This window comes from Pseudoalteromonas sp. 2CM32C (assembly GCF_023161925.1).
Lineage (GTDB): Bacteria > Pseudomonadota > Gammaproteobacteria > Enterobacterales > Alteromonadaceae > Pseudoalteromonas > Pseudoalteromonas marina.
Genome location: NZ_JALNTI010000007.1, coordinates 85,938 through 98,939, shown reverse-complemented (window position 1 = coordinate 98,939; position 13,002 = coordinate 85,938). Strand labels below are relative to the sequence as shown.

Annotated in this window: 13 protein-coding genes; 6 read left to right on the top strand and 7 right to left on the bottom strand. The window is 36.3% G+C overall.

The annotated features are described in order from the left end of the window. The first annotated feature begins 147 nt into the window (after positions 1-147). Positions 148-873, top strand: coding sequence for an SIMPL domain-containing protein (locus MTF67_RS13650; protein WP_248519897.1), 726 nt, complete (start codon positions 148-150; stop codon positions 871-873). Here MTF67_RS13650 and MTF67_RS13645 read toward each other — a convergent pair. Further along, the gene (locus tag MTF67_RS13645) at positions 861-2,228 is read right to left on the bottom strand and encodes a DUF2254 domain-containing protein (protein ID WP_248519819.1); all 1,368 of its coding nucleotides are present in this window, start codon (positions 2,226-2,228) and stop codon (positions 861-863) included. The genes MTF67_RS13650 and MTF67_RS13645 overlap by 13 nt on opposite strands. Before the next feature lie 155 nt (positions 2,229-2,383). On the opposite strand from MTF67_RS13645, the gene MTF67_RS13640 reads away from it, so the two are divergent. From MTF67_RS13640 to MTF67_RS13625, 4 genes are all read left to right on the top strand, one after another. Then, a complete protein-coding gene (locus tag MTF67_RS13640) occupies positions 2,384-2,758 on the top strand; it encodes an MAPEG family protein (protein ID WP_248519818.1) in 375 nt (124 codons plus the stop codon). A gap of 14 nt (positions 2,759-2,772) precedes the next feature. Then, a complete protein-coding gene (locus MTF67_RS13635) occupies positions 2,773-3,408 on the top strand; it encodes a sulfotransferase (RefSeq protein ID WP_248519817.1) in 636 nt (211 codons plus the stop codon). A gap of 106 nt (positions 3,409-3,514) precedes the next feature. Next, complete coding sequence (locus tag MTF67_RS13630; protein WP_008133023.1) at positions 3,515-4,087, top strand: tRNA-(ms[2]io[6]A)-hydroxylase; 573 nt, start codon at positions 3,515-3,517, stop codon at positions 4,085-4,087. A gap of 271 nt (positions 4,088-4,358) precedes the next feature. Next, a complete protein-coding gene (locus MTF67_RS13625; RefSeq protein WP_010556505.1) occupies positions 4,359-5,135 on the top strand; it encodes a DNA/RNA non-specific endonuclease in 777 nt (258 codons plus the stop codon). A gap of 281 nt (positions 5,136-5,416) precedes the next feature. Here MTF67_RS13625 and MTF67_RS13620 read toward each other — a convergent pair whose 3' ends face one another. The 6 genes from MTF67_RS13620 to MTF67_RS13595 form a co-directional block, all read right to left on the bottom strand. After that, positions 5,417-6,376 (bottom strand): sugar-binding transcriptional regulator, encoded by a 960-nt coding sequence (locus MTF67_RS13620; protein ID WP_248519816.1) that lies wholly within the window; start codon positions 6,374-6,376, stop codon positions 5,417-5,419. Positions 6,377-6,552: 176 nt separating this feature from the next. Beyond that, the gene (ugpC, locus tag MTF67_RS13615; protein ID WP_243530476.1) at positions 6,553-7,563 is read right to left on the bottom strand and encodes a sn-glycerol-3-phosphate ABC transporter ATP-binding protein UgpC; all 1,011 of its coding nucleotides are present in this window, start codon (positions 7,561-7,563) and stop codon (positions 6,553-6,555) included. 10 nt (positions 7,564-7,573) lie between these two features. Then, positions 7,574-8,404 (bottom strand): carbohydrate ABC transporter permease, encoded by an 831-nt coding sequence (locus tag MTF67_RS13610; RefSeq protein ID WP_039036971.1) that lies wholly within the window; start codon positions 8,402-8,404, stop codon positions 7,574-7,576. 1 nt (position 8,405) lies between these two features. Then, positions 8,406-9,278, bottom strand: coding sequence for a sugar ABC transporter permease (locus MTF67_RS13605; RefSeq protein ID WP_006792949.1), 873 nt, complete (start codon positions 9,276-9,278; stop codon positions 8,406-8,408). A gap of 138 nt (positions 9,279-9,416) precedes the next feature. After that, complete coding sequence (locus tag MTF67_RS13600) at positions 9,417-10,724, bottom strand: sugar ABC transporter substrate-binding protein (protein ID WP_248519815.1); 1,308 nt, start codon at positions 10,722-10,724, stop codon at positions 9,417-9,419. A 107-nt stretch (positions 10,725-10,831) separates the two neighbouring features. Beyond that, a complete protein-coding gene (locus MTF67_RS13595; RefSeq protein ID WP_248519814.1) occupies positions 10,832-12,160 on the bottom strand; it encodes a hypothetical protein in 1,329 nt (442 codons plus the stop codon). Positions 12,161-12,606: 446 nt separating this feature from the next. Here MTF67_RS13595 and MTF67_RS13590 point away from each other — a divergent pair, with 446 nt between their 5' ends. After that, positions 12,607-12,990, top strand: coding sequence for a response regulator (locus MTF67_RS13590; RefSeq protein WP_006792946.1), 384 nt, complete (start codon positions 12,607-12,609; stop codon positions 12,988-12,990). Positions 12,991-13,002: the final 12 nt, after the last annotated feature.

The window sequence follows — 13,002 nt, the reverse complement described above, 5'->3', positions numbered from 1 at the left end:
TACAACACATAACAAAAAACAGGCGCTAGCCTGTTTTTTTATGCTTGTTCATTTATTGTTAACCCATTAGGCTCTTTAATAGAGCTAATGCAAATCCGCGATCATACTTAATTAAGCAAATTAGTATAAAACAAAAAGGATTCTATGATGAACACACTAAAACTTTTTCTTGGAAGTGCAATAGCATTAAGCACACTTAGTTTGAATGCCGTTGCCAGCCCAACACCCGATGCGCCACACATTTATGTGAAAGGGCAAGCGACACTTACCACCATGCCTGATTATGTACAAATGAGTGTGGGTATCAGTGAAGTAAATAAAGACCTAATAGCTGCAAAAAACAAAGCCGATATCACTATGGCAAAAGCCATCAAATTAGTAAAAACGTTAGGCGTTAAAGACACTGACATTAACGCAGGGCAAATTAATATACACCGTAATACCCAATACAATCGCCAAACTGGACATCAAGAATTTATCGGTTTCAAAATTACCCGAACACTAACGGTCAAACTTACTGATATAAGTAAATACCCTACGTTATTACAAAGTTTGGTTAATAACGGCATAAACCAAATTAACAATACCCAATTTTTAGCTAGCAACTATAACGAGCTTCATAAAAAAGCTCAAAAAATGGCAATACAAGATGCTAAAAAAGCGGCTAAAGAATTAAGCGATGACTTTGATGTGTCGTTAAAAGGACTATATAACGCATCGTTGAGCCCACTTAATGTTCAAACTCAGCCCTATATGCGTGCAAAAGAAATGGTAATGGCGGATAGTGCACCCGGTAATTATGTCCCGGATGCGTATCACAGTGGAGAAATTAAGGTAACAGCATCTAGTTACGCTATATATTATATTGAGTAGGAATTATTTTGGTGGTGCTCAAAACGTGCCACCAATTGACTACCTTGTTGCTCATTGATGCGTGTTATAGAATTTAGCATATTACAAATTTCGCGCCTGTCGTATTCATTAGTTACATTCATGTTTATGTCATCAACAATAGCGAATAAATAATTAAATAAGCTTTCGCGTGCTTTTTCATTATCGTGCGCCACAAATAAAATATTTTTAAATGCTTCTAATACATTTGTCATTACGTAGGCGTCACCTTTTGCATAATGACGAAGCGGCGAAAAGTTATCATGCAGTAACTCATCAAAACTGGTTTCATGTAAATATAAAAGCGGTTTTTTTTCACTGTGCTTAAACGAATAATTTATATCGTTAAGAGATAGGCGCTCAATCAGTAAAATACTCAGCATATCAATTGATTTAACAGCGGTACCTGGATCGTTAATGCCAGGGCTCATTGCTTTTACTGCTATTTCAGATATTTGTGTTAAACCATAGCGGTAGTGGTCGCTAATGTACTCTTCTATATAAAAAATAAAGCAATCTAATATTTTTTCTAAGAGCTCTTCATCGTGGGTTATATCGACATTACATTTTAAAAATGGATAACCTTTTACTGTAAAATATCCTTGGTTAACAGAAATATATAAGTTTATATCGTGCTCTTTTAAAATTGCACACAGTTTATCTGTTTGCACACCCTTATAATAACCCTCTGTTTTACTGCTTATGGAGTGCCATGTTGAAAAATCTGGAAATTCACTAACAGGGGCCTCTTTTTGTCTTTTGATGATCGCCTTAATTTCTTTTTTAGTCTGGCTAAACAAACCATTGAGGACATTATCAACTTGGATAGCGCGTGAAATAGAATGAATAAAAAATACAAATAACCCTAATGAAATCAAACCAAAAATTAAAGAAAATAAAACACCTATAGACGGAATTGCAGTACTGCCGCCTTCTAACTTATTAATATTTATAAGCATGATAATAGAGTAAATGATACTGCCTAAGTAAAAGCCGAGCACCATTTGATGAGACTTTCTAGTAATTAAACCGGGCACAACGCGAGGCGATAGACTCGCACTAGCAGAGTTTAAAACCACCATAACCATAGAAAAACTAAATACAGTCAATGAGATAATACTACCTGCAAGCGTACTTAAAATTGTTCGCGCATTTTCTGCGCTATCAACCAAAACCACTGAGATAAAAGACTTCAACTGCTCAACAGGGGCTAAATATTCAACCGACATTGTAATGATGGCAAAAAACAAAAAACCAATAGAAAGCACAGAAGGGTAAAAGCCAATGCTGTTTATCATTTCACGATAACTATCGGCCACTTTGCGAGGAACAAACATATAATCCCTATTATTGCGTATAAAATATGGATATCACCTTATCATAGTTGAACTTTAAACTTGTGATAAAGCCGTTAATTTATATGTTATTATCTGCACAGCTAAACGCTGCGCATACTTAATGCGTTTAAAACAAAAACCAATAGGAACACACTGTGATTATTTCAACATACGCTGCATTGCTCGCTTTTTTTTATATTTATTTAAGCTTTAATGTCATAAAAGTTCGCAGAGCAGAGCAAATATCTTTAGGTGATAACGGTAATTCAGTTTTACAACGTGCAATTAGAGCACATGCAAACTTTATGGAATATGTACCTTTTGCCGTTATTTTATTATTTTTAGCTGAATACCAAGGTCTAGCCAGTCATTATTGTCACCTTTTAGGTTCATCTTTGTTAATTTGTCGATTTTTTCATAACCTAGGTATAGTAGAAAAAAACTTAAAGTACCGCCAAATAGGGACTGTAGCTACTTTTTTGGTTATGATAATAAGCGCGTTTGTTTTATTACTCACTCGTAACAGCTAATTTAAGTACAGTACATGACTAAAATATTTGTAATAGGCTTACCGAGAACTGGCACAACTAGTGTGTGCCACGCACTACTAGAATTAGGATTATCCACCGCACACACAGCATACACAAAAGCTAGTTTTGACAATGCACAAGCTATTGCCGACACCCCTATATTTACTGATTATAAAATGCTTGATAAGCATTACCCAGGATCTAAGTTTGTATATTTGGAAAGAGAAATTGATGTTTGGTTGCCATCTATTAGGCAATTACTCACACGTATGCATACTAATTTAACACGTACAGATGGCGGTTTTAATATTCATATAAAACGTTGTTACTTTGATGTTTTTTCTAATTTATCTCTCGAAAACATTAGTGATGATAGTTACTTAGCAGACTGTTACAAGCGCCACCTAAATGCTGTACAGTATTATTTTGAAAAAAGAAAAGCTGACTTTTTATCGATTGATATTGCAAAGGCGGGGAGTTATCAAAAAGTATGTGATTTTTTGAACATACAAAGTGATAAAACTGATTTTGATAAAATGAATATGGGCGGAAAAGTCACCGCATGGAACGATATTAAACACCCATTAAAAATAGAGTCGACAGCAAAAGGGCGCATAGATAAACATTTACCTTACACCTCCCAACTGTAATTATCTAAATTAATCCTTAAGAGCATTGCTTTACTAAAACCTATTGCGAGATTTTTATTTTCAAATACGTTAAAATTCCCGCATTATTTTTTAAGTAGTATTTATTATGTTTGAATTAAAATACCAAACGCCATTTGAATGGACCGAGGCTGTACTTGCCGACTTTAATACCTTTTTGCAAGATCATGCGGCTGCTGAAAAAAAAGCATCAGGCATGGCTATTTCAATGCTTTCGCATTACCCAGACAAGCGTAAACTTGTAAAAGCAATGACCGATTTAGCACTTGAAGAGCTTATTCATTTTAAACAAGTACTCAAGCTATTAACTGAACGCGACACAACATTGGGTGATGACCAAAAAGATCCGTACATAAAGCAAATTCGTGCTTTATTTAGGCACGGACGTGATGGCTTTTTAATGGATAGGTTATTAGTTGGTGGTGTAATTGAAGCTCGTGGACACGAACGTTTTTCATTAGTTGCGCAAGCATTACCTGAAGGGAAAGAAAAAGAGTTTTATGTAGCCATTGCTAAATCAGAAGAAAAGCACAAAAACTTATTTGTAGAGCTAGCCTACGAATACTTTGACAAAGAAGAAGTAGACGTGCGTTTAGAAGAGTTATTAGTTGCTGAAGCTGAAATTTGTAAAAGTATTCCATTTACAGCGGCACTTCATTAATCTTATTTTATTAAATTATAAAACGCAGGCATTTGCCTGCGTTTTTTATGCCTAGGATTTATTTAAAATGCATAAATAACTATTGGTAGGGTGTTTATTACCTTTTTATTAAGCGATTAACTAGAACGAATAAATTAACAATTAAACACAATACTTAAGTGCTAAATATACATATATGCAATTAACTTATTGAATATATTTATAAAATTAAATATATCTGTAACATAAACTTGTTAGGTTTTTATCCTCATTTATACAGGATAAAACAACAATGAAATCATTTATAAATATATCACTAACCTTAACAAGCTTATTACTAGCTTCAACTGCCAATGCTGCCAATTGCTTAGAAGGTTGTCCAACAGGATTAAACAACGGTAAAACAATTGAACGTAGTATTTATACTTTAAAAAATAACCGTTACACAAAATTTGCAGACTGGGTAGCATACCAAGTAACGCCCAATACAATGAGCGGACCATCAAGATCAAGGAGTTGGAAATCAGACCCTGATTTATATTCCCATTATACGCTTGAGCCGAGTGATTATACCGATGCATATGCAACAATTAATACTGACCGGGGGCATCAGGTTCCATTGGCATCTTTTAGTAATACAGCTGATTGGCGTTTAACAAATTTGCTTTCTAATATTACACCACAATCTTCAGCATTAAACCAAGGGCCATGGGTTAGGCTTGAAACAGCGGTAAGAAATCATGTTGATGATGGAAATAACTTATACGTAGTTACTGGTCCAATGTACGAATATTACTTTGCAGATTTACCACGAGCAAATGAAAACCATACTATACCAAGTGGTTATTTTAAAATTGTAATGAAGCAATCTGGTAACACCATTAAAGCATCAGCATTTATTATGCAGCAAAGTGCTGGCCGCAGAGATAATTTTTGTAATACCCAAGTAAGTATTGATGAAGTTGAAAGTAGAACTGGCATTAATGTTTTACCTAATTTAACGAGTAATCAGGCACAAACAATAGAATCATCCGTATTTGGTTTAGCAAGTGAGTTAGGCTGTAATTAAAATATCTACATGATTAGCGGTATAAGTTTATGCCGTTAATCATGAATTAAAATAAATAATAGTGAAATAGAGCGTTTTATACGTTAAATAGATAAGCACTTTGCCTTACTAAGTAATTAAAATTCTGTATTTAACATAATATAAATTATAGGTAGTTGTATGTTATTTAATAAGAGCGCATGAATGCACTCTTATAATGTCCAATACTAGACGGTATCGGACATTAGGTCGTTTTGTTCGCTATAAAAATTTTGTAATACACAATGCAATTTTCAAATAACTCAATCAATGCTGAGTAAACGTTCTGCAGTATATTCGTTAGTGATTAAACCACTAATCATATTTGATCTTACAGCGCCTAGTATAGCCAACACTTTTTCTTCACCTGCAGCTATTGCATAAATTTGTTTGTTTTCATTTGTTACTAATGGCGTACTCGCAACGCGTTGGTTTACAGTGCAATCTAGCAATTTACCATTTTTATCGTAAACCCAGCTGATCATTTCGCCAACGGCGCCTAAGTTTTGAAGCTCTTTTAATTCATCAGCGTCAACAAAACCATCTATGTGTAATGGTGACTTTTCACCTAAACTACCAATGCCAACAAAAGTTACGTCTGCATTTTTAGCAAGCTTCAGGTTAGCAGTTATATTATGTTGTGCATGTAGTTGGTTTTTTTCTTCAATACTGCGAGGTAAAACTGGCAATGGCATCGGATAATGTTTTGCATTAGTGTGTTCAGCCATTCTAACTACAACATCGTAAGGCGAAGCCGAACCATCTAACGCCATGTTACCTAACATAGCCACTATTTTATGTTGTGGGCAATCAAGTATTGGTAGTTCATCAACAATAGCACGCAAAACTCTCCCTGTTCCCATTGCTAATATTTTTGGCGTCTCTGATTTTAAATGGCGCTGTATCTCAGCGGCACCAGCTTGTGCAAGTCCAACTGTAGATGATGGTTCAGATGGATCGCTTGGCACCACTTCACATGATGCTAAACCAAATCGGCTTTTTAATTTTTCTGCTAAATCCATACATTTGGCAATGGGGTGATCGAGTCTTACTTTTATTAGGCCTTGGCTAACTGATAAAGCAACCATTCGCTGCGCTGACTGACGAGATACATTAAGCTTTTTCGCTATTTCGTCTTGAGTTTGGCCGGCGACATAATATAACCACCCCGCTCTTGCTGCATCATCAAGTTTTCTTATTTCTGTGTTCGATAATTTTGCCACTTAAACCTCTGTAATTAAGGAGTAACTTGTGTTTGATATTATTAATGGCTTCAAACTTATGCTTTAAGGCAAATATATCATTTATTTATATAATGCCGAAGCCAATAATGAGCTAATAACCAATACCTTAAAATTAATTATGACTAAATAAGGTATTGGCTCTTTTGCTTTCAAACTTAGTTGCTAGCTTTAATCGTTACCCCGTTTTTATCAAACCTGTGTACCTTATTTTCTTGCGCAGTTAAAAATACAGAGTCACCGTATTGGAGCGAGCAATCACCATCAGCTTTTACTGTCACTGTGCTGCCATTTGTAAGTGTTACATGTAAAAAACTCTCAGACCCTAAGTGCTCAATTACCCCTACTTTACCTGACCACGTGCCTGTATCTTGCGATATTATAAAGTGCTCTGGACGAACACCTAAGCTTGACGCTCCATTAGTGTCACCATTTGGAATATCAATAAAGTTCATTTTTGGTGAACCAATAAAACCTGCCACAAATTTATTTACTGGGTGTTGATAAAGTTCCAATGGAGTACCTACTTGCTCGATAATACCGCCATTAAATACAGCAATTCTGTCGGCCATTGTCATTGCTTCAACTTGGTCGTGAGTTACATAGATCATTGTAGTGGCTAAACTTTTATGCAGCTCTGAAATTTCAAGACGCATATTTACACGCAATGAAGCATCTAAATTTGATAGTGGCTCATCGAATAAAAATGCAGAGGGTTGTCTAACAATTGCGCGCCCTATTGCTACTCGTTGACGTTGACCACCTGATAGCTGTCCTGGTTTTCGATCTAGATAATCAGTTAAATTAAGAATTTTAGCGGCGTTAGCGATTTTAGTTTCTATTTCTGCAGCGCTTACTTTAGCGCGCTTAAGTGGAAAAGCAATGTTATTGCGAACGCTCATATGTGGGTACAACGCATAAGATTGGAACACCATTGCCAAACCTCTTTTAGCAGGTGGTGTATGTGTTGCATCTTGCCCGTCTATTTCAATATTTCCGCTTGTTGTGTCTTCAAGCCCTGCAATCATGCGTAGTAATGTTGATTTACCACAGCCAGATGGCCCAACGAAAACAATAAATTCACCGTCTTTAATTTCTAAATCTAACGGTTTAATAACGTTTACGTCGTCAAAGTTTTTAGTGACTTGTTTTAGTGTGATGCTGCCCATGTGTGTTCTCCTACTTTACTGCGCCAAAGCTTAAGCCGCGCACTAATTGTTTTTGACTAAACCAACCAAGAATTAAAATTGGCACAATGGCCATGGCAGATGCTGCCGATAATTTGGCGTAAAATAACCCTTCAGGGCTTGAATAACTGGCTATAAATGCAGTTAACGGTGCAGCATTTGCTGCGGTTAATATTAGAGTCCAAAATGCTTCGTTCCAGGCTAAAATTACATTTAACAATAATGTTGAAGCAATGCCAGGTAAGGCTATAGGCAGTAATACATGAAATATTTCTTCGCCAATCGTTGCACCATCCATGCGTGAAGCTTCTAATATTTCACCCGGTATTTCTCTGAAGTAGGTATAAAGCATCCAGATCATAATTGGTAAATTTATAAGGGTCATCACGATAACTAAACCTAGTTTTGTATCTAGTAAACCGAAGTCGCGAAATAATAAGTAAATAGGTATTAGCACCCCTACCGGCGGTAGCATTTTGGTAGAAAGCATCCACATTAGTAAATTTTTTGTTTTTTTACTTTGAACAAAAGCCATTGACCATGCAGCCGGAACAGCGATTAATAAACCTAATAAACTTGACCCTAATGAAATAACAACCGAATTCCAAAAATGCGTAAAGTATGGTGAGCGTGATAATACATCTGAGTAATTTATTAGCGTCCACTCGAATGCAAACAAAGTGGGTGTAGCTGATATAGCCTCAGATTCTGTTTTAAAGCTTGTGATCAACGTCCATAAAATAGGGAAGAAAATCATTGAACTGACTGTCCATGCCGCTATGGTATAAATAAGTGTTGAACGTGTGTTATTTTTAAAACTCATTTTACCCCTCCAAGTTTTTGCCAATTAAGCGCATTAAAAATATTGCTACTATATTTGCAATGATCACGGCAACTATGCCACCTGCCGAACCACCACCTACATCAAATTGCAGTAATGATTGGGTATAAATTAAATAAGTAATATTTGTTGATGAATAACCTGGCCCACCGCTTGTTGTAACCAATATTTCAGCAAATATAGAGAGTAAAAAGATAGTTTCAATTAATATCACCGCAGTCACAGCGCGAGATAAATGAGGTAAAACAATATAGAAAAACTTACTAAATGGGCCTGCGCCATCTAAATCAGCGGCTTCTAATTGTTCGCGGTCTAGTGATTGAATAGCTGTAAGCAAAATCAGTGCTGCAAATGGTAACCACTGCCAAGACACAATTATAATGATTGAAAATAACGGCATTTGAGCAAAAAAGTCTATTGGCTCAAAACCTAACCAAATTGCAAGGTGAGCAAACAAACCATTTACAGGGTTCATAAGCATGTTTTTCCACACTAAGGCTGAAACCGTTGGCATAACAAAAAATGGCGCAAGTACCATTATACGAACGTAATTACGTCCCCATATTGCTTGGTCTAATAAAATAGCCAAACCTATACCACCACAAATGGTAATGAGTAACACGCCAGTAACTAAATAAAGCGTGTTAAAAAAAGATTCAAAAAACGCCGGATCAGTTAGAAAAAACTCATAGTTTAAAAAACCTACAAATTCTTTATCTCCAGGAACCAATAAATTGTAATCAATGAATGAAAAATACAATGTCATACACAGCGGAACAATCATCCAAGCGAGTAACAATGTTACGCTAGGAAGAAGCATGAACCGAGCAAGCGTACGCGAGTTAGTTGTTGCCATAACGGTGACCTTAAAAAAGCCAATTCTATTTACTCACTATTAAGTGAAAATCAGAAACCCTTAATAATATGTAAAATCATAAATAGAACTGACATAAAATACAGGGCAAGTTGAGAGCTTGCCCACCTATAATTGATACTACTTAGGGTAACGCGCTTTGCGCATGGCTCTTTCAACTAAACGTTGAGATGAACTTAACGCTTGTTTAACGGTCATTTGCCCAGTTAAAGCGGCTGAAAATTGTTGCCCTACTGCTGTTCCTATCCCTTGAAACTCCGGAATAGCAACAAACTGAATACCAACATAAGGAACAGGTTTTACGGTTGGGTTTTTAGGATCTGCGGTTTCGATTGAATCTAACGTTATTTGAGCAAAAGGCGCTGCTTCCATATACTGAGAGTTACTGTATAAAGATTTACGAGTACCCGGTGGCACTTTTGCCCAGCCTTTTTTATCGGCTACAAGTTGAGTGTATTCTTTAGATGTTGCCCAGCTGATAAATTTCATTGCAGCATCTTGTTTTTTACTGCTTGAAGGAATGGCTAGTGTCCACGACCATAACCAATTACCACGTTTACCTAGTCCGTTGTCAGGTGCGAGTGCAAAACCAACTTGATCGGCTACTTCAGAATCTGTTTTGTTTGTAACAAATGCGCCAGCTACTGTTGCATCAATCCATATACCACACTTACCGGTTTGAAATAATGCTAGATTTTCGTTAAAGCCATTAGCTGACGAACCCGCAGGACCTGATTCATTCATAACATCAACATAGTACTGAAGAGTTTTTTCCCATTCAGGTGTATTAAACTGAGGCTTCCAGTTTTCGTCAAACCAACGTGCACCGAATGAGTTAGCCATTGATGTAATAAGTGCAATATTTTCTCCCCAACCGGCTTTACCACGCAAACACATACCATAAACGCCATCCTCTTTACTGGTCATTGCTTTTGCTGCTTTTCTAATAAAGTCCCAAGACGGTGCTTTCGGCATGGTTAACCCAGCTTTTGCCATTAAATCAGTACGGTACATAACCATTGAGCTTTCGCCATAAAAAGGCGCGGCGTATAGCTTATCGTTAACGGTAAGGCCGCTTCGAATAGCGGGTAGTAAATCATCTAAATCGTAATTTTTGCCAAGGTTATCTAACTCTGTTAACCAGTTCTGTTTGCCCCAAATTGGTACTTCATAAGTACCGATGGTCATAACATCATACTGACCACCTTTTGTGGCCACGTCTGTTGTTACACGTTGGCGTAAAATATTTTCTTCAAGTGTTACCCACTTCAAATCTATATCTGGGTTTTGGCTGGTGAATTCATTGCTTAGTTCTTTCATGGTGATCATGTCACCATTATTAACAGTAGCAATTGTAATTGTTTCTTTTGCGTAAGCGTTGCTCATTGCCATGATGCCACAGGCAAGCATTAATAATTTATTTTTCATTTTAAATACCTTATCTCAAACAATAAAAGGTGCACTTGTACTTAATAAAAGTGAATTAAAATAGCTTTAATTACGTGAATATTAAGTACTAAGTTGCTGAATATAAGTTAAAATTTAACTGAAATCTCAGATGTGAAACCGTCAAAACCAGCGCCTATTTGGCCTGCAGAGTTAACGCCTTCTTCTTGATTTACATATTCCACTTTTAATAACGTTTTATCGTTAAACCAGTAGCCCGCAGCAACTTGAATACGCTCTACTGTATTGTCTGTTTGCTCAATTAAATCAGATGTATTTTCTGCTTCTGAATAACGAGCTGCTACATATAACTGTTTAGGGATAAGGTATTGTTGTGCTTCAAAAACAAAATATTCTACTGATGTATCACCTTTGATCACACTGTTTGAATCGTACGTTGTGCCATTAGCATCGGCTACTCCATCGGTACCAAAGTATGTAATTCCTGCAACTGCATTGCCCGCAGCATCTGCAAATGTGTAATCATCTGATGATTTACCAACCATGAACACTAAACTTGTTTCGTTAGATGGTTGGTATGCTAGATTTAGTTGTATGATTGACTGCTCTAGTCCGGGCATTGCACCTACGTGCGTGTCACGTTCATTTGATGGTGAGGCAGAAAAGTTATAGTTTTCACCATCGCCGAAACGATAGTTTGTTGTAGTTACTCCGTCTAAACTAGCTACACCATTTTCAAAGTTTAACTGGTCGCCTTGATTGGCCTTGAAAAGATTTAAACCCGCTTTGAAACCACCTTCAAATTCTAATGTGCCTTGTAAACGGTAATTGTAACCACGGTCTTCTTGGAATGCTTCGCCAAAGCTTGAGGTTGTTATATGGCCAGCCACATTGTATGAGCGAAGAAAACCGCTGTCGTAAGTTTTTGTGTAACTAAGTTGCGCGCCGTTTTCAGCTGTAGCGTAATCAGTTATTCCGTTACCGATTAATGCATTACCTTGGTTATCAGCTCCATCTTGGAATCCTTTGAATTGAAACGGTGATGCACCAATGTTACCAAGCCTAAGGGTCAGATTCTCATCTTCTTTTGGTGTTCCATAAAGGCCAAATAAATCAAACTCAACACCGGCAAAGTCATTATGAAATGAAAAATCTCGGTCGCCGCCACCAAAATCATTTGGTTCTTCAGCTATATCAATATCAGCTGTAATAAATTCGTTAATATGAAATTTAAGCTGTAAATTTGCTCTTACACGGCCAAATCCAGATTCTTGTACTTCATCTTCAGGACGAAACGCCCCCTCTTTTGCTTGAATAGACTGGAAATTTTGCATTAATAAAAAGTCGACATCAACGCGGTCTAAGTAGTCAGAAACATCAGCTTGAGCTGACATAGAGGTAGCCATTGCTACGGTTAATAGTGAGATTGCGAATTTTGTATTTTTATTTTTTAACATAATAAGCTCTTCGTGTTGTGTAGTGTTTAGTGTGAGTGTGTAGAAAAGCATTATGAGCATTGGATGTGTCTTTATATTAAAATCCACCAATGAGCATAAGCTCAACTGCTGAGCATAATCACAGAATGATTTTAATAGGTCAACGATTTTTTATTACAAAACATTTACAAAATTAGAATTGTTAATTTAAAAGTCATAATATCAATGACTTGTAAATTTATTAGATGTGGTTGAAAAAACCAGTGTGCGGGTGTATATAAAATTGATAACTTTTAAATTAATTAAAAAGAAGTAGAATTGAGTGTTGTTTTGATATTTTTTAAGCAGAATGCAAAATCAACAAAAGTATGGTTGTATTGCGATTTTTTAAGCAACGTTCTTGAGGTTATTAAGGTCATAGCTTAATATTAATGTACTTAAGAAGTATTAAAAGAAGTAACTTACATATGGAATTTGTTCGCCCTTTAGAGCCTATCCTCATCATTGACGATGTTAAAGAAATCCGTGATTACCTAAACCAAATATTAACCGAATTGGGTTATGAAGATATTTTAGAAAGCACGGATTTTAGCTCTGCCAAGCCAGTTATTGATAAAAAATGCCCTAGTGTGATTTTTTTAGATGTAGACTTACCCGACTCTGATGGGACTGATATTTTAGAATTTATTAATATAACCTACCCAAACGCACATGTAGTTATGTGCTCAGGTCATAACAGCTTAGAAAATGTTCAGAATACTTGGGAGCTTGGAGCTAAAGGGTTTATAGCAAAACCTTTTAATGCAAAAAAAGTTGATACCGTAATGAAACGTCTCGAACACATAGAATAATAAAAGGTTAGC